Source organism: Bombilactobacillus sp. ESL1094, from assembly GCF_058107425.1.
On record NZ_JBYLUM010000001.1, the window covers coordinates 479,806 to 497,481 of the forward strand.

13 protein-coding genes, 1 riboswitch and 1 other annotated feature are annotated in these 17,676 nt (G+C 38.7%); of the genes, 5 read left to right on the plus strand and 8 right to left on the minus strand.

Annotation, left to right across the window (positions count from 1 at the left end):
* The first annotated feature begins 144 nt into the window (after window positions 1-144).
* A complete protein-coding gene (locus tag AC3B5S_RS02575; RefSeq protein WP_489790034.1) occupies window positions 145-2,067 on the plus strand; it encodes an ABC-F family ATP-binding cassette domain-containing protein in 1,923 nt (640 codons plus the stop codon).
* Between the two features lie 159 nt (window positions 2,068-2,226).
* Here AC3B5S_RS02575 and AC3B5S_RS02580 read toward each other — a convergent pair whose 3' ends face one another.
* The 4 genes from AC3B5S_RS02580 to AC3B5S_RS02595 form a co-directional block, all read right to left on the minus strand.
* Entirely contained in the window at window positions 2,227-3,567 is a 1,341-nt protein-coding gene (locus AC3B5S_RS02580) for an aspartate aminotransferase family protein (RefSeq protein ID WP_489769171.1), read from the minus strand.
* Window positions 3,568-3,744: 177 nt separating this feature from the next.
* On the minus strand, window positions 3,745-4,764 hold the full coding sequence (gene tsaD, locus AC3B5S_RS02585; RefSeq protein ID WP_489790035.1) for a tRNA (adenosine(37)-N6)-threonylcarbamoyltransferase complex transferase subunit TsaD: 1,020 nt from the start codon (window positions 4,762-4,764) through the stop codon (window positions 3,745-3,747).
* 341 nt (window positions 4,765-5,105) lie between these two features.
* Window positions 5,106-5,828 (minus strand): tRNA (adenosine(37)-N6)-threonylcarbamoyltransferase complex dimerization subunit type 1 TsaB, encoded by a 723-nt coding sequence (tsaB, locus tag AC3B5S_RS02590; RefSeq protein WP_489774787.1) that lies wholly within the window; start codon window positions 5,826-5,828, stop codon window positions 5,106-5,108.
* 54 nt (window positions 5,829-5,882) lie between these two features.
* Complete coding sequence (locus tag AC3B5S_RS02595; protein WP_489790036.1) at window positions 5,883-6,401, minus strand: folate family ECF transporter S component; 519 nt, start codon at window positions 6,399-6,401, stop codon at window positions 5,883-5,885.
* 34 nt (window positions 6,402-6,435) lie between these two features.
* A riboswitch (THF riboswitch) is annotated at window positions 6,436-6,532 on the minus strand.
* Between the two features lie 81 nt (window positions 6,533-6,613).
* Between AC3B5S_RS02595 and AC3B5S_RS02600 the strand changes: the two genes are divergently transcribed.
* Window positions 6,614-7,582 (plus strand): asparaginase, encoded by a 969-nt coding sequence (locus AC3B5S_RS02600; protein WP_489757221.1) that lies wholly within the window; start codon window positions 6,614-6,616, stop codon window positions 7,580-7,582.
* A 485-nt stretch (window positions 7,583-8,067) separates the two neighbouring features.
* Here the strand turns inward: AC3B5S_RS02600 and AC3B5S_RS02605 are convergent, their stop codons facing one another.
* On the minus strand, window positions 8,068-10,014 hold the full coding sequence (locus AC3B5S_RS02605; RefSeq protein ID WP_489790037.1) for a PTS sugar transporter subunit IIABC: 1,947 nt from the start codon (window positions 10,012-10,014) through the stop codon (window positions 8,068-8,070).
* Between the two features lie 228 nt (window positions 10,015-10,242).
* On the opposite strand from AC3B5S_RS02605, the gene treR reads away from it, so the two are divergent.
* Entirely contained in the window at window positions 10,243-10,968 is a 726-nt protein-coding gene (gene treR, locus AC3B5S_RS02610; protein WP_489790038.1) for a trehalose operon repressor, read from the plus strand.
* 9 nt (window positions 10,969-10,977) lie between these two features.
* Window positions 10,978-12,645 (plus strand): alpha,alpha-phosphotrehalase, encoded by a 1,668-nt coding sequence (treC, locus tag AC3B5S_RS02615; protein ID WP_489790039.1) that lies wholly within the window; start codon window positions 10,978-10,980, stop codon window positions 12,643-12,645.
* Between the two features lie 178 nt (window positions 12,646-12,823).
* Here the strand turns inward: treC and AC3B5S_RS02620 are convergent, their stop codons facing one another.
* Both AC3B5S_RS02620 and mmuM read right to left on the minus strand, forming a co-directional pair.
* Window positions 12,824-13,909: a PTS sugar transporter subunit IIC gene (locus tag AC3B5S_RS02620; protein ID WP_489774784.1), complete on the minus strand. Its 1,086-nt coding sequence runs from the start codon at window positions 13,907-13,909 to the stop codon at window positions 12,824-12,826.
* Window positions 13,910-14,047: 138 nt separating this feature from the next.
* Window positions 14,048-14,281, minus strand: a binding site (T-box leader).
* A gap of 79 nt (window positions 14,282-14,360) precedes the next feature.
* Window positions 14,361-15,287 (minus strand): homocysteine S-methyltransferase, encoded by a 927-nt coding sequence (gene mmuM / locus AC3B5S_RS02625; protein WP_489790040.1) that lies wholly within the window; start codon window positions 15,285-15,287, stop codon window positions 14,361-14,363.
* A gap of 113 nt (window positions 15,288-15,400) precedes the next feature.
* Here mmuM and AC3B5S_RS02630 point away from each other — a divergent pair, with 113 nt between their 5' ends.
* Window positions 15,401-16,753: an amino acid permease gene (locus AC3B5S_RS02630; protein ID WP_489757707.1), complete on the plus strand. Its 1,353-nt coding sequence runs from the start codon at window positions 15,401-15,403 to the stop codon at window positions 16,751-16,753.
* 129 nt (window positions 16,754-16,882) lie between these two features.
* Here AC3B5S_RS02630 and AC3B5S_RS02635 read toward each other — a convergent pair whose 3' ends face one another.
* Window positions 16,883-17,590, minus strand: a complete 708-nt coding sequence (locus AC3B5S_RS02635) for a glucosamine-6-phosphate deaminase (protein WP_489769175.1) — start codon at window positions 17,588-17,590, stop codon at window positions 16,883-16,885.
* Window positions 17,591-17,676 lie beyond the last annotated feature (86 nt).

Sequence of the window (17,676 nt, forward strand, 5' to 3'; positions counted from 1 at the left end):
ATTAGCCAAAATTATGTTTCCGCAAACTTTTCACACAGTGATACTAATCTATAATATCAAGCAATAATTGGTGCATAATTTTAACAACGGATAACATCATCCGCCCCCAGATTCGAATGTAATTTAAACTTTAGGAGCTTAAAATTGTTAATTGTACAAGGACAAAATATTGAACGTCGTTTCGGCAGCGATGTTTTATTCAACCATTTAAATTTTCAAATTGCCGAGCAAGCCCGAATTGGTTTAGTCGGACCTAACGGAGCTGGTAAATCAACTTTATTAAAAATCATCAATCAAGAACAAGACGCTGACGCCGGACATATGATTTATCAAAATAATTTAAGTATCGGTTACTTAGCACAGAATCCCACCTTTCAATCCGGGAATACTATTTATGAAGAAATGGAACGGATATTTGAAAAAGTGCAGCAAGATGAACGTCAATTACGTTCTTTGGAACAGCAAATTGCACAACAGAGTAGCCAAGGCGCCACTCCTGCTTATCAAAAATTATTACAACAATACGACCAGTTACAAGTAAAATTTAAAGATGAAAATGGTTACGGCTTCCGATCTGAAATTCGTTCGGTCCTAACCGGTTTTGGTTTTAGTGCTGAGCGCTTTGATGAACCAGCTTTACACTTATCTGGTGGTGAACAGTCCCGCCTAGCTTTTGCCAAAATGTTATTGGAACAACATGATTTATTAATTTTAGATGAACCCACTAATCATTTGGACATTGATACTTTAAATTGGCTCGAAAAATATTTACAAAGTTATCGCGGAGCACTGTTAATCGTGTCTCATGATCAATATTTTTTAGACCATACGGTCAAGGAAATTTATGCGCTAGAAAATGGTACTTTAAAACATTACACGGGTAATTATTCACGTTATTTAAAATTACGAGCTGACGATTTGGACTTAGCATGGAAAGCATATAACAAACAACAAGAAGAAATTAAAAAAACGGAAGACTTTATTCAAAAAAATATCGTTCGAGCTTCCACCACCAAACGTGCCCAAAGCCGCCGCAAGCAATTAGAAAAATTAGAGCGGCTACCTCGCCCACAAGGAACACCAAACAATGTCCATTTTCAATTTACCGTGCATAAAGATAGCGGCAATGACGTCTTACAGGTCAAAGATTTACAAACCGGATATCCGGATAAACAATTAAATCAGGCAATTACCTTTAAGCTCAAAAAAGGCGAGCGCTTGGGAATTATTGGTCCTAACGGTGTCGGCAAATCAACCTTAATTAAAACGTTAATTAAGCAATTATCACCGCTTGCAGGTAGTATCGAATGGGGCACTAACGTCCAAGTTGGCTATTATGATCAGACTTTAAACCAATTAGATTCTACGAAAGATGTCTTGCATGATATTTGGGATGCTAATCCGACTATGGATGAAAAAGATATTCGAACAGTTTTAGGATCATTTTTATTTCAGGCAGACAGTGTCTTTAGTACCGTTCAAGATCTATCTGGTGGTGAAAAAGCACGGTTAACTTTATGTAAATTGGCCTTGGAGCACAATAATTTATTAATTATGGATGAACCAACTAACCATTTAGACATCCAAAGTAAAGAGATCCTTGAAAAAGCCTTAAAAAATTTCGCTGGCACAGTCTTATTTGTTTCTCACGATCGCTACCTATTAAATGAAATTTCGACCAAATTACTCGAATTGCAACCAGCAGAAAGTACCATCTATCTAGGTAATTACGATTATTATTTAGCTAAAAAAGAAGAGAATTTAGCCCTTCAAGAACAGCAAACTGGCGCCCAGAATGCGGAACATTCAACAACCAGTCAAGGTCAACAGGATTATCAACAATCCAAGGCCCAGCAACGCGCCCAACGTAAAAAAGACCGAGAATTAGCAGCCTTGGAAACTCAAATTGATCAATTGGATCAACAAATTGACCAAATTAACCAGGAAATGTTACTCCCTGAAAATTTGAGTAGTTACACTAAATTACAAGATTTACAAGAACAATTAACTACATTGACTGACCAAAAAGAAACAGCCGAAAATCAATGGGAAGCACTACTAGATTAACGGCAAAGAGGTTAATGCCAAAATATTCAGTCTTGACTAAAAAAATCCTAGCTGATGTTCGTTTAAGAACAATCATCGCTAGGATTTTTTGTTAAAAATAACTTTTGGATGCACTAAAAAATGAGACTTAATTACCAACTGTTCGTAATTTGGAGCTGATTACCAGCCAATATGTTGATCACCACTAGGTAATTCCACTTTACCAGCAGCCACATCTTGACAAGCTTGGTCAATGATCTGAAAAGCCTGTTGTAATTGTTCTTCAGTAATTACTAGCGGTGGCTGAAAACGCAAAATATTTCCCCGTAAACTAATCATAACCGCTCCTAAATCAAAAATTCGCGTAATTAGCTTCGTTGTCAATTCAACATCAGGCTGCTTGGTTTGGGGATTAATAATATCAATCCCTCCATTTAAACCATACATCCGTACTTCTCCAATAAAGTCATATTTGGCTTGCTCCTCTTGGAAGAATTGCTCCGCAATTTTACCTAAATTGTGCGAACGTTCCACCAAATGTTCCTGTTCAATCACATCAATTGTTGCATTGGCCGCGGCAGTCACCACTGGATTACCAGCTGTTGTATAAACATTAGCCGGAGCCGCTAAGGATTCCATGATTTCTTTTCGACCTAAAACAGCACTTAACGGCATGCCTGAAGCCAACGACTTGCCCATGGACATTAAATCGGGTTCAATCCCAAAATGTTGAATTGACCACCACTTACCCGTTCTTCCCATGCCTTGGTTAACTTCATCAATTGCTAATAAAATTCCATTATCATGCGCAAATTGGGCCACTAATTCTAAATATTGCTGGGGGGCTTTTACAATCCCACCATCACCTTGAATTGGTTCAATCAAAATAGCGGCTACCTCTTCAGCCGGTAAATAAGTATTGAACGGTAATTGAAATTCGTGAAACATCCGTTGCACAAAATCTGCTTCACTTTCGCCAGCTAACTTTTCGTGGCTGTCAGGATAAGGTACTCGAATGATATCTGGCAATAATGGTCCCATTTTCCGGGCCATGTTTAAACTAACACTTGAAACACTCATTGAACCGTAAGTAGAGCCATGATAAGCACCCGTAAAGCAGACAATATATGGCCTTTTAGTATACGCGCGCGCAAACTTAATAATTGCATCGTTAGCATCTGAACCAGAGTTACCCCAAGCAACTTCTACTGGTCCACTCATCGGCGCTAATTTAACCAAGCGTTGGGCTAGTCGAGCGGTAGTGGGATTGGCAAAATAAGCTGGCGTATATTCAATAAGATTTTGGGCTTGTTCACAAATAGCTTGCACAACGTGCGGGTGCGCATGCCCCGTATTTGTAGCCGAAGCACTAGCTAATAGATCAATATACTGGTGGCCATTTTCATCTGTTAAAATAGCCCCTTCTCCTTTTTTAATTACTAAATTAAAATATTGAATTCGTGAAGCTGTGGCTAAGGCCTGACTTTCTGCTTGCAAAATTTGTTGATTACGATCAGTCATTTCTAATCATCTCTTCTTAATAATTAAATTTAAATTAGTTTATCATTAAAAATAAATTTTAGCAATCACTGATTTTCCCACAAAGTTTGCTCCAACTAAAATAACAGCTAACAGTTATGTCATCATAGCTGTCAACTGTTAAAAAACAATCATTTTAAATGAAATTTAAGCAATTAATTATTCGCCAACGTAACTAAAATCTAATCCTGGATCAGCATTCAGTGTTAAAGGACTAAAATCTTGCTTTCGATATTTAACATCCGCAAAAGCGCCAATCATTGCCGCATTATCGCCACATAAGCGTAATGGTGGAAAAATTAACTCAATTTTGGAATCAATTTCAGTCTGCAAACGTTCGCGCAAACCGGAATTAGCTGCTACCCCGCCAGCAACAATTAATTGCTGCGTCGGATATTTTTGTAACGCGCGCTGAGTTTTAGTAACCAAAATATCCAAGACATCTGCTTGAAAACTAGCAGCAATATCTTTTTTATTAATCTGTTCACCGATTTGATCAGCATGATGAATCGTATTAATCACGGCACTTTTAATACCACTAAAACTAAAGTCTAGATTATCTTCGCTCAGCATTGCCCGCGGAAATTGATAAGTAAGCTTGCCTTCGTGAGCCCATTGGTCAATGGTTTTACCAGCTGGATAATTAACCCCCAACATTCGACCAACTTTATCATAAGCCTCACCAACGGCATCATCACGAGTGTCGCCCAAAATCTGAAAATCGCCTGGTGCAGTTAAATAAACTAATTCTGTGTGCCCGCCAGAAACCACTAAAGCTAACGCTGGATACTTAATTTCACTCACTAAATTGGCTGCATAAATATGTCCTGCCAAATGATTAACACCAATTAATGGTAAATTATGTGCCCAGCTAATCGTTTTAGCCGCCATCAAGCCCACTAATAAAGAGCCCACTAATCCTGGACCATAGGTTACAGCTACCGCCGACAAATCCTTATAATTTACTTTAGCTTGTGCTAAAGCCAACTTTGTGCAATGAATAATTTGTTCAACATGATGGCGACTAGCAACCTCGGGAACCACGCCGCCAAAACGCTGATGACTTTTAATCTGTGTCGCAATCACATTTGATAAAATTTCCCGGCCATTTTTAATAACTGCAACACTCGTTTCGTCGCAACTACTTTCAAATGCCAAAATCAATACGTCTTGATCCATCATTAACCTCTTCTCAAATACTGCAACCAGTAGCGATAAGAAGTTGAGTATAGCCTAGAATAAGGCCATAAGTTTTGGTTTTTAAACTTGAGGACTTATTCGTAGCTAGACGCAGGCTTCTGCTGCTGGGTGCGCTATATCAAACACTGCAACAAAAGCCGGTTAAAAGCTGAGGATTAACCTAAACTAAGATCTTAAGTCGGTCTTTTGGCTTGAAGTCTTAGTTGTAGTTAAGCGCAAGCTTTTGGCTTTTGGTGCGCTATATCAAACACTGTAGCAAAAGCCGGTTTAGAATTGCCAACACTCCGGTCACTTGCTTACAGATATTTTTTATTATATTTTTAAACATCTTGTACATAATCTTGCTGATGCTGAGCCAAATCAGGATGATCTTTCCGCCAGACTAATTCGGCTTGCGTTTGACGCAGATAATTCGGAACAAAACTATCTAAATCTGAAACCGGTGATTGAGCCAATCCCAAATCAACTAATGATTGTGCTTGTGGAAAGCCATCATTTTTAATTTGTGCCTGTGGTAGTTGCTCATTAATTAACCCGACCATTTCATTAGTCAACTGGCCCACAATCATAATCGGTTGTTTTAATGTCTTTAAGTTACTTAACAAATCTATTAAGCGCATATGACTTTCCTGCACTAACGCTTGAAGTTTTCCAGATTGCTGCTGATAAACACCCGCAAAAACATTTAAATTACGTGCATCCATTAAAGCAACAATAACTCCTTGAAAATCAGACACATTTTGTGCTAAAACCTGCAGACCAGAAATGCCGACTAAATCCTTCTTTAAGGTCCAAGCTAACATCTTAGCAGTTGTTACAGCAATGCGAAGCCCTGTAAATGAGCCAGGCCCTTGTGCTACAACAATTCGATCTAAATCTTGAGGTTGCCAACCGGCTGTTTTCACTACTTGATCAATAGCTGGTAATAATTTAATACTATGTGACTTTAAATTCGTTTCACTGACCTGTGCTAAGACTTGATGATCTAAAGCACTGGCCACACTTAAAGGTTGATTAGAAGTATCAATGGCTAAAATCTTCATTACAAAATTACATCCTTATAATTATTCTAAATTCACTATACTTCAAATTTTGTCTTAATGAACAGTAAAATTACGGTTTTGTAACCATTTGAATAATAAAACTAAAATAATTGTTTGAATTGGAATAAAAACAAATTCTTTTATTCCTCGAATCCATAACATTTGACCAAAATTTAAATTTCCCAAAACGCAAACCCAAAGAGTATTTAACAGCCAATTAACAATGAGCGTCACTTCAATTGTGGTCATTAATAAGCGTTGACTAGTGGGCTGATTATGATACAAATTGATTCCATATAAAAAGCCAGTGACTACAGCTGACAACGTAAAGCCCCAAAAAAATCCACCTTGTGGTGGAAAGATAGTATTAGCGATAATATCGGCAATCAGGGCAGCTAACGTTGACTTAGCGGGACCAAAATAATAACCAATTAAGGCAGTAATCACAAAACCAAAACCGACTTTTAAAAAACTTGGCCCTAAGTGAATGCGACCGACAATGACTTGCAAAGCCGTTAACATCGCTAACCAAGTGATATTAAAGGTCCGATTGTTTAACTGTAATTTATTCATTTTAAGCATCTCCTAAAGGAGCTGCCACTGTGATCGTGGCGAATGCGAGAATAAAACCGCAAGCTATCGCTTTTCGTCCAGCGTTCACATTCCGTTCCGCCAGCACTTAACGCTTTATTCCCTACTCCAAGATTTTTAACTTCTTAACCATATCATAGATTCAAACAAACATGTTAAAATTACTATAATAATTGTAAAAAGAGGCTTAAACCGTGAATAAAAAAATTTTAGTTTTACACACTGGTGGGACTATTTCCATGTCAGAAGACGAGCAAGGTAATATTAAACCCAACGCCCAAAATCCGTTAGCTAATTTAGAACTACCTAATTCTGATCAACTACAAATTATTTCCGAGGAAATTTTTAATTTACCGTCGCCACATATGACACCCAAACAAATGCTAATGTTAACCAAGCGTTTACGCCAAGCGGCACAAGAAGGCTTTTTTGGTGCCGTCGTCACTCACGGTACCGATACTTTAGAAGAAACGGCCTTTTTCTTAGATTTAACTTTAGATAATGACATGCCGGTCGTGGTTACTGGTGCAATGCGTTCATCCAATGAAATTGGTAGTGACGGACTGTATAACTTTCGTTCGGCGATTCAAGTAGCCAGTTCAAAAGCATCAATTGGTCAAGGCGTTTTAGTCGTCATGAACGATGAAATACATTCAGCCCGTTACGTCACTAAAACTCACACTACTAACGTCGCCACTTTTCGGACTCCAACTTTTGGTCCCATTGGGATTATCTCTGAGGGTCACGTCAATTATTTTCAAGAAATTGTTCCACATCAACACTTGCCAATTACCAATATTGTCGATCATGTTTATTTAATCAAAGCTTATGCTGGCATGACTGGCGAACTTTTTGAGGCCCTAGATCAAGAACAAACACAAGGCGTCGTCATTGAAGCCCTAGGTGCTGGCAATTTACCTCCAGCTACTTTAACCGCAGTTCATAACTTGTTGGACCATCATATTCCAGTAATTCTAGTATCACGTTGCTTTAATGGTATCGCTGAACCGGTTTATGATTATGAAGGTGGTGGTGTCAATTTGGAAAAAATGGGCATTACTTTTTGTCGTGGCCTCAATGGTCAAAAAGCTCGCATCAAATTATTAGTGGGAGTTAGTGCGGGATTAAATAATCAAGAATTACATCATTATATTAATAATTAACACTGCAACAAAAGCCGCTTAAAAGCTTAGGATTAACCTAAACTAAGATCTTAAGTCAGTCTTTGACTTGAGGGCTTAGTTGTAGTTAAACGCAAGCTTTTGACTTTTGGTGCGCTATATCAAATACTGCAACAAAAGCCGCTTAAAAGCTTAGGATTAACCTAAACTAAGATCTTAAGTCGGCTTTTGACTTGAGGGCTTAGTTGTAGTTAAACGCAAGCTTTTGGCTTTTGGTGCGCTATATCAAACACTGCAACAAAAGCCGCTTAAAAGCTTAGGATTAACCTAAACTAAGGTCTTAAGTTGGTCTTTGGCTTGAGGGCTTAGTTGTAGTTAAACGCAAGCTTTTGGTGCGCTATATCATACTGCAACAAAAGTTGGTTAAAAACTTCAAGTTAAAAGGCAAGACAATCATGGAAAAAATCCCAGATTATCTTGCCCTTTTATTTAGTGGTTAACTTTTGCTGCAACCACTTTTATTTTCACTAAGCTTTGCCAGGACGCTTAGCTTTTTCAACTTTTTGACCCATGACCATTTCGTCATTGTAGCCCCAGAACCAAGTGACAAGAAAGGCAACTACAATCGTGACAGCGCTAGCTAATAAGAATGCGTAAAAACTATGCAAGTCACCAGGATTTTTCGGGTTGAAGAAACTAGAAAAACCAATTAATCCACCTGTAAAGCCAAACATTGTTCCGTGCATTAAACCAGTAACTAAGCCACCAAAAGCGGCACCAATAGATCCAGAAATAAAGACTTTCTTATAGCGTAAGTTAACACCATAAATTGCCGGTTCAGTGACCCCACAAAAGGCACTAATCATGGCTGCAAAACCTAATTCTTTAATATCTGACTTCTTAGATTTAATCGCTACTGCTAAAACTGCCGCTCCTTGAGCAATCATTGTTGAACAAACAATCGCATTGATGGCACTTTGTCCGGTACTAGCAATCTGTTGTGCCACCAGTGGGACCACGCCCCAGTGAAAGCCAAAGATAACCAAAACTTGATACAAGCCACCAATAATAAAGCCGCCGAGCCAGCCAGAAACAGAAACTAACCAGTTGATTAAGACTGCTAAACCATTCGCAATCGTTTGAATAATTGGTCCAGTAATTACTAAAGTAATCGTAGCGACTATTAAAATCGTAATTAACGGGACAAAAATCATTTGTAGATAGGTTGGCAAAACTCGTTTTAACCATTTTTCACATTTCATTGCCAGCCAAGCTGCTAGAATCATTGGAAAAATTGAGTAAGTATAATTTAGAAATTGAAATTTCAACCCACCCAAACTAAACATTACTTTACCAGCTTTACCCCATGTCACTAATTGTGGATATGCTAAGACTCCACCAATCACTGCGGCAATAATGGGATCACTCCCCAAACGTTTAGCTGCACTAAAACCAACTAAAACTGGTAGGAAGAAGAAAGCTGAATCTGCCATTGCACTGACCGTAACATAAATGGCACTCTTCGTACTTAATAAAGAGCCCAATTGCGGTAAAGTTAACAGCGCCAATAAACCTTTAATAATACCCGAGGCTGCAATAACACCAATGACGGGGCTCATAGATCCCGTAATAAACCCAATTAAGTTACCAATTGCCCGAGAAAATGGATTACCACCCGTTTGTGGCGTTGTTGCTGCGGTGGCATCGTCATCATCAGTCTTCGCTAACTCTGGAAAACGCTTTAAGATGGCATCAAAAGCGTTCGCTACCCCGTCGCCAATGACTACTTGATACTGGCCAGAAGCATGCATGACGTTTAAAATTCCACGTTGATTTTTCAAGATATCATCATTAGCCTGAGATTCATCTTTTAAATAAAATCGTAAGCGGGTGATACAGTGAATGACACTTTTAATATTGTCCATGCCACCAACGTTTTTAATAATAAAAGTTGCTAATTCATCATAAGATAATTTTTTATCAGCAGTAGCCGTGGTAGCTTTTGCTTTGAAGTAAGCCTTAGCTACCGGTTGACCTGATTGAACTGTAGCTTCAGTTAAATCTAAACCGTCTAAATAGTCATTGGAATTAGTAATGACCACAATAATTGTAGATTGTAAATCATGTTGCTTAATTGCGGCTAAATCCATTTTGGCCAGTGGCGCACCAGCTTTAATTTTTTGACCGGTTTGAACTGCCACTTCAAAGGCTGAACCTTTAAGATTGACCGTATCAATTCCCATGTGAATTAAAACTTCTAAGCCACTAGCTGTCGTAATACCAATTGCGTGCTTAGTTTCCGCAACCATCGTAATTTGACCACCAACTGGTGCTACCAGTTGACCATCAGTTGGCTCTAAGCCAAAACCTTGGCCCATGGTTCCCTGACTAAAAACAGGATCGTTTACTTTACTTAAAGCAATGGTTTGACCATTGGCCGGAGCTAAAAGCTGCTCCTCTTGATTAATAGCCATAATTTTCCCTCCCATGAAACGCTTACAGGGCATATTTTAAACTTGTATAGACAAGTTGTCAATTACTTAATTACAGCCAATTACTTTAACAGCAGTCAAAAGCTTTTTTAGCAATAAATTCAAGCAAGTAATTCCAGATCAAGTTAATTTTTTCTTTTTATTCTTGGTTTCTTTACTTGTCTAGACAAAAATAGCTATAATATAATTAATTATTGAAAGGACTTCAAAATGACAGAATCAAAAGCCGTGCTCATTGCCAAAGATTTGGCTTCTAAAATTCAACATCAGCAATTTCCCGCCGGAACCTTTTTACCGACTGAAAACCAATTAGCTACTCTATACGGAACTGCCCGCGAAACAATTCGCAAAGCTTTAGCGCAACTCAACGACTTGGGATTGATTCAAAAGATTCGGGGGAAAGGCTCCGTCGTTTTAAATCTCGAAAAATATTCTTTCCCGATCTCTGGAATTACCAGTTTTGCTGAATTAAATAACTCTTTAAAAATGCACGCTCAGACTCAGGTCTTAACTTTAAAAAAGATGGCTACAGCACCTAAAATGTTTCAAGCAAAATTTGCAAATGAGTCTGTCCAAAAGGGCATCTACTTAGAACGTTTACGCTTGATCAACGATGAACCGGCAGTACTAGATTGTGACTTTTTATTTACTCCTCCAATTAATGACTTACCGATGTCCGCCGCTCAAACTTCCATTTACCACTATTTAGAACAAGAATTGGGTCTGGAAGTCTCTTACGCCACCAAAACCATTACAGTCGAACAGGTCACGCCACAACTTCAAGCAAAATTGCACCTTAATAACAACTTAGTCGTGTTAGTGGCCAGTCACAGCTTTTTAAGCGACACTACTTCTTTTCAGTTAACATTATCCTTTCATAATCCTAGTAAATTTAAATTTGTGGATTTTGCTCGAAGAAAAAAAATTAAACTTTAGGAGACAATTATGACTAATTTAGGTAAAAAAGTGATTTACCAAATTTATCCCAAATCGTTTTACGATTCCAATAATGACGGTATCGGCGACCTGCGGGGAATTATTCAAAAAATTGATTATCTTAAAAAATTAAACGTCGATATGATTTGGTTTAATCCATTCTTTGTCTCACCCCAAAAAGATAACGGCTATGATATTGCCAATTATTACCAAATTGACCCGCTGTTTGGTACTATGGCCGATTTTGAAGAGTTAGTTGCTAAACTCAAGCAAATTAATGTTGATGTCATGCTAGACATGGTCTTTAATCATTGTTCCATTGAAAACGAGTGGTTTCAAAAAGCCCTTGCTGGCGATCAAGAATACCAAAAATTCTTTTACTTACGTAAAGCTAAGCCCAATGGTCAACTACCCACTAATTGGCAAAGTAAATTTGGCGGTCCCGCTTGGTCCCGCTTTGGACAAACGGATTATTACTACTTACATCTCTATGATCCCACTCAAGCGGACTTAGATTGGCATAATCCACAAGTTCGCCAAGCCGTTTATCAAGTGATTAATTTCTGGCGCAATAAGGGGGTCAAGGGGTTTCGCTTTGATGTCATTAATGTCACCGGCAAAGCTGCTGTCTTAGTAGATTCCAGTAATCCACTGCAAGAAAAAAGCTTATATACGGATACACCGATCGTGCACCAATACCTCAAAGAAATGAACCAAAATAGTTTTGGACAAGATCCCGAAGCCATTACGGTTGGTGAAATGTCGTCCACAACTATTCCAAATTCGATTGCTTATTCGAACCCTGATAGTCATGAATTATCAATGGTTTTTAATTTTCATCACCTAAAAGTTGATTATTTAAATGGTGAAAAATGGTCCAAAATGCCGTTTGATTTTATGCAATTAAAATCTTTGTTGACTCAATGGCAAGAACAAATGGATCAAGGCCATGGTTGGAATGCTTTATTTTGGAACAATCATGATCAACCAATGGCACTCAATCGCTTTGGCGATCCGGGCAAATATCGGATTAAGTCAGCGCAAATGTTAGCTACTGCGATGCATTTACTGCGGGGAACACCTTATATCTACATGGGCGAAGAAATTGGCATGATTAACCCTTCGTATTCGTCGATGGACGATTATGTCGATATTGAAAGTAAAAATGCTTACGCAAAACTAATTAATCAGGGTTTAACTACCAAAGAAGCCTTAACTATTATACAAACTAAATCGCGTGACAATTCCCGCACGCCTATGCATTGGGACGACAGCCAGTATGCTGGCTTTAGTCAAGTCCAACCGTGGTTGTTGCCCACTGATCAACAAACTATCAATGTTCAAGCCGAATTAGCACACGGAGCAATCTTTGATTATTATCAACAATTAATTCATTTACGCAAAACGGAACCACTAATCTCAGATGGGCACATTCAAATGTTCTTAAAAAATGATCCGCAAGTTTTTGCCTACAGCCGTTACCTTGACAACCAATCACAGCAATTATTAGTTTGGACTAACTTTTATGGTCAAGACACCACTGTTGTTTTACCTAAAAATTTACAAAATAAACCGTGTCAGGTAACAATCAGTAACTACCAAGTTCAATTAGAACAACTGCCCCCGACGCTGAAATTACAACCCTATGAAGCACTAGCCGTTAAAATTAATTTATAAACATTAAAAATACCAGCCGGTTTTTGTAATTAACAAAACTGACTGGTATTTTAATAATTGCCGAACTTGGGGTCAAAAGATAACTTGTATTGGAGACAAAGATTTTGCTCCACAGGCTAGAAGTTTATTTTTACCACCAATCAATCGGCAAAAGTTTTTTAACTAAATTGCTACATTATTAAACTACTTCAACGTGTAACTGACCATCTTTCACTAATTTAACTTTCAACATGAGTTTGTAAATCACTAATGAAAGCACTGCCGGCACTACCACACCCATAATCAAGTAAACTACCAAAGCTTTCGGATTACTTGATGCGAGATTAATTGGCACAATCAATGAATTCAGACCTAAACCTGCCAAAGTATAACTAACTTTAAAATGAAACACGATCGTCGCAATCGGTGCGGCAACCACCGCCGAAATAAATGACGGTACAGCTAACATCGGATTGATTAACAAATTAGGAAATTGAATTTTTGGTGTAATAAAACCTTGCGCAATATTGGCACCTAAATTATTTTGCCGCCAAGAAATCGCTAAAAAGCCGACAAATTGTGCAGTTGTACCAATTAAGGCCGCCCCTGACGAGAGTGGATCTAACATGACTGCCACTGCTAAGGCTGCTGAAGAAGCTGGCGTCATTAAAAATAGTGACCAAGCAAATGAGACACAAATAGAACCTAAGAGTGGATTAACCTGCATTGATTGAGCAATGAATTGACTCAACCAATTTAATGCCGGTGTCGTAACACTTGCCAAACCTAAACCGGAAATCGTCCCCACTAACGTTGCACTTAATGGAACCAAGATCATATCTAATGGTGTTTTACCGGTTAAGTATTTACCAACCAAAGCGGCAATCAATCCGGCAGCAACCGCGCTAATCGGTTGTCCTGAAGTAAAAATTCCCGAATGGGCCGCTTCCACCAACATATTGCCAGTGGGCGTCACCCCTTTCATAGCACTACTTGTGAAGTAAACTGCATTCGCCCCAATTGTCGATGAAATCATCGAACTAAACATTACTAACGAGTTCGTTCTTAATTGAGTTGCAATAACCGCCCCAAAAGCAGGAGCTAACATCCACTGCGCAATGGCTCCAACTTGGTAGAGGGCGTGCCAGTGTACAAAATTAGCAATGGATTGAATCAACAAGCCCACACCTAACATTACTAAGACCGCATTCGATACCCCCGCAGATACTGTATAGACATAATCTTTAACAGTCATCTTATGTTCTTGTTGCACTGTTTCTTCCATAACTAAACACTCCCCATCTCTTCAATATCAACTTGCATCCATTGACTAAATTAAAAATTATTAATGATAACATTCAAATCTTCCTGCGCAGTTTTTACCAAGAGTCAAAAAAAGCCCTTTTAAAGAGTAAATGCTCTTTAAAAGGGCGTCAGTTCACGCGGTACCACCTTTTACTAAACTTATCCGAACTAACCAACTTGATCAGAATCAACTAATTCGCGGCAGTGATAACGGCTGCTTTCCGGTAAAACTTAATTAATTTTCAGTTAACAACTAAGAAGTGAGATTCACATAAGACCTTTCACCTGCTTGCACCTAACCAGGCTCGCTAATAAAGATGTTTATGCTGTTTGTCTTCCTTAACGTTTTTTAATTTTTAATTTAATTGTTTTTAATGATAACCAGAGATGTGGTGCTTGTCAACCCTAAAATTAATTTTTTGTAACTTTATTTAATAATTATCTAAGCAAGTCCTGATTTGCTTCATATCTGCTGGCGTGGTACGACAACAACCGCCTAACACTCCCGCCCCTAATTCTAGCCACTGCGGCACTAAATCTTTAAATTGCAAAGCATCAGCCGTTTTTTGCCAAGTTTTAGTCAGCGGATCATACGTATCTCCATTATTCGGATAAACAATAACTGGTTTAGTGGTGTTTTGTGTAACTGCTGGTAATAATTGCGCCACATTGTCTAAGGCGGTGCAATTAAAGCCTAAAGCTACTATTTGAGGATGAACAGCAAAATACTGCACCGCCGTAGCCAATTTGGTTCCGTCACACAAACTATCTTGACCATCCACACTAAATGATAACCAAGCACCAAATTGGGGAAATTCCGTTTCTAATAAATCTACCAAGGCTTGGGTTTCTGCAAAATTCGGCATCGTCTCAAAGGCAAACAAATCAACGCCCGCTTCAGCCAAAATTTGCAGCCGTGGTCGATGAAAGGCTTGGTACTGTGCTTTGGTTAGCTGATAATCACCACGATATTCACTGCCATCCGCTAAATAAGCACCGTAAGGCCCAATGTCACCCGCAATTAAAACGGGACGTTGTGCAGATTGTTGGCGAACTTCTTTAGCCAATTGGCCAGAGCGTGCAATCAAATCCTGCGCCGTTTGTTCACTGTAACCAGCCTGCACAAAAGCTGGAATATTTGCTTGGTAACTATTCGTCGTCAAGACTTCACAACCAGCTTCTAAATAACTTTGATGAACCTGCTTAATCGCCGCGGGATTAGTAATTAACGCTTCCGCAGACCATAAAGTATTGTCAGTATCAACGCCATTTTTCTCCAGTTCACCCGCCATTGAACCATCAATTAAACGGACTTTTTCTTGGAAAAATTGGTGGACTTCCTTTAATTTCATTGCCATTTCACTCCTCATTGCTATCAATTATACTTTAATGATATTATAATCTGTGCAAATTTAATACACAGAATAAGGTGTAAAATGTGAAAAAAACTCAAACTGATCTCAAAAGAACTATGAACCAGTATCAACTATTCATGATTTCGTTAGGCGGGGTCATTGGTACCGGACTTTTTTTAAGTTCTGGTTATACCATTCATCAAGCTGGCCCCATTGGCACTATTTTGGCTTATGCTTTAGGAGCGGTGATTGTTTATTTAGTTATGTTGTGTCTAGGTGAATTATCCGTAGCTATGCCAGAAACTGGATCATTTCATGTTTATGCAACTAAATTCATTGGACCAGCAACTGGATTTACCGTCGCCATTTTATATTGGTTAACCTGGACAGTCGCCTTAGGTTCCGAGTTTACCGCTGCAGGCATCATTATGAAGCAATGGTTCCCCCATTCCCCCACTTGGATCTGGAGTCTGTTATTTATGACTTTAATTTTTGTTTCCAATGCTTATTCCACTAAGTTCTTCGCGAACACCGAATTTTTATTTTCGAGCATTAAAGTCATTGCAATTGTGGTGTTCATTCTTTTAGGCGCTGCGGCTATCTTCGGGATTATTCCGATGAAAGGTTATACTCACGCACCACTCTTTCATAATTTATTTAAAGATGGACTCTTTCCCAACGGTTTTAAAGCAGTCTTTACAACCATGTTAACTGTTAATTTTGCCTTTTCCGGTACCGAATTAATTGGCGTCACTGCCGGTGAAACTAAAGACCCGGCTGTGGCTTTACCCAAGGCTATTCACACTACCTTATTTCGGCTAGTCCTCTTTTTTATTGGAAGTATCATTGTCATGTCCGCCTTAATTCCGTGGCAAAAAGCCGGCGTTAATCAAAGTCCGTTTGTCCTTGTTTTCAACAAAATGGGCTTACCGTTTGCTGGCGATATCATGAACTTTGTCGTCTTAACTGCCATTTTATCAGCCGCTAATTCGGGATTATATGCTTCAACGCGCATGTTGTGGTCACTGGCTCACGAAAAAATGATTCCTTTAAAGTGCGCACAAACCAATTCCCGTGGTGTTCCTATGATCGCTTTGTGCTTGAGCATGGTGGGCGGCGTTTTGGCGTTGATCTCTAGTGTTTATGCAGCTTCAACCGTGTATTTAGTACTCGTGTCTATTTCCGGCTTAGCCGTGGTCATTGTCTGGATGGCCATTGCTTTATCCGAAATTAATTTTCGCAAGCAATGGCTGCAAGCTGGCCACACTGTCGATGAATTACAATACAAAACTCCTTGGTATCCTGTGGTACCGTGGGCTGCATTTATTGCAAGTTTATTATCATGTGTCTTGATTGTTTTTGACCCAACCCAACGGCCCGCATTATTTTATATGATTCCCTTTCTCATTTTGTGTTATGCTGTTTATTATCTTAAAGAATGGCTGGTCAAACGCCAAACTAAACATTAACTAGTAATACTTTTCAAATATCAAAATAACCAATTAAATTGCTTAACAAAAAAAGTAATGCCCACTTGCATTACTTTTTTTATATTTATAATATTAAAACTTTATCTTTATTTTCTGATTAAACTAAATTTACTTACTTAATAATGAAGCCGCCGCTTGATCTAGTAAGATTACGACATCTGAATGCCGTTGCAACACACTGGCAGGCACGTCCTCAGTCACTGGTCCTTCAATCATTTGTTGCACCGCTTGGGCTTTGTCCGCGCCAAAAGCTTCTAAAATGATCTGCTTGGATTGCATAATCGATGCAATCCCCATCGAGTAGGCTTTCTTTGGCACCTCTTCAATGTTCTTAAAGAAACGCGCATTGGCATCAATCGTAGATTGCGTCAAGTCAGCTACATGTGTCGTTAAAGCAAACGAGGTCCCCGGTTCATTAAAACCAATATGCCCGTTACGCCCAATTCCTAAAAGTTGTAAATCAATTGGATTTTGCGCAATTATTTGGTCATACCGTTGAACTTCTTGGTTTGGATCTGTTGCTAAACCGTCAGGTAAATAAGATTGAGCAAACGGTTTTTGCTTAAACAAATGTTCTTGCATAAAATAATGATAACTTTGATCATTAGCAGGACTAATCCCCAGATATTCATCTAAATTAATGGACACACATTGTGAAAAATCCAAATTACTTTGGACAAGATTTTGATAGGTCATAATAGGAGTTGACCCAGTGGCCAAACCAAAAGTCTGAGCTCCCTGCGTTAAACTAGCCGCAAACATTTGTGCTGCCTGTTGACTAGCAACCACTTGATCCTTAGAAATAATAACTTGCATAGTTGATCCTCGTTCCTCTAAATAATGGTCTAGTCCAATTATAATTAATCTAAACCATTAGTCAAGTTGCAAGCTTGCACTACTGT

Excerpts from the sequence above, each read along its gene's own strand:
- AC3B5S_RS02580 (WP_489769171.1), bottom strand. The coding sequence starts at position 3,567 with ATGACTGATCGTAATCAACAAATTTTGCAAGCAGAAAGTCAGGCCTTA.
- tsaD (WP_489790035.1), bottom strand. The coding sequence starts at position 4,764 with ATGGATCAAGACGTATTGATTTTGGCATTTGAAAGTAGTTGCGACGAA.
- tsaB (WP_489774787.1), bottom strand. The coding sequence starts at position 5,828 with ATGAAGATTTTAGCCATTGATACTTCTAATCAACCTTTAAGTGTGGCC.
- AC3B5S_RS02595 (WP_489790036.1), bottom strand. The coding sequence starts at position 6,401 with ATGAATAAATTACAGTTAAACAATCGGACCTTTAATATCACTTGGTTA.
- AC3B5S_RS02605 (WP_489790037.1), bottom strand. The coding sequence starts at position 10,014 with ATGGCTATTAATCAAGAGGAGCAGCTTTTAGCTCCGGCCAATGGTCAA.
- treR (WP_489790038.1), top strand. The coding sequence starts at position 10,243 with ATGACAGAATCAAAAGCCGTGCTCATTGCCAAAGATTTGGCTTCTAAA.
- treC (WP_489790039.1), top strand. The coding sequence starts at position 10,978 with ATGACTAATTTAGGTAAAAAAGTGATTTACCAAATTTATCCCAAATCG.
- AC3B5S_RS02620 (WP_489774784.1), bottom strand. The coding sequence starts at position 13,909 with ATGGAAGAAACAGTGCAACAAGAACATAAGATGACTGTTAAAGATTAT.
- mmuM (WP_489790040.1), bottom strand. The coding sequence starts at position 15,287 with ATGGCAATGAAATTAAAGGAAGTCCACCAATTTTTCCAAGAAAAAGTC.
- AC3B5S_RS02630 (WP_489757707.1), top strand. The coding sequence starts at position 15,401 with ATGAACCAGTATCAACTATTCATGATTTCGTTAGGCGGGGTCATTGGT.
- AC3B5S_RS02635 (WP_489769175.1), bottom strand. The coding sequence starts at position 17,590 with ATGCAAGTTATTATTTCTAAGGATCAAGTGGTTGCTAGTCAACAGGCA.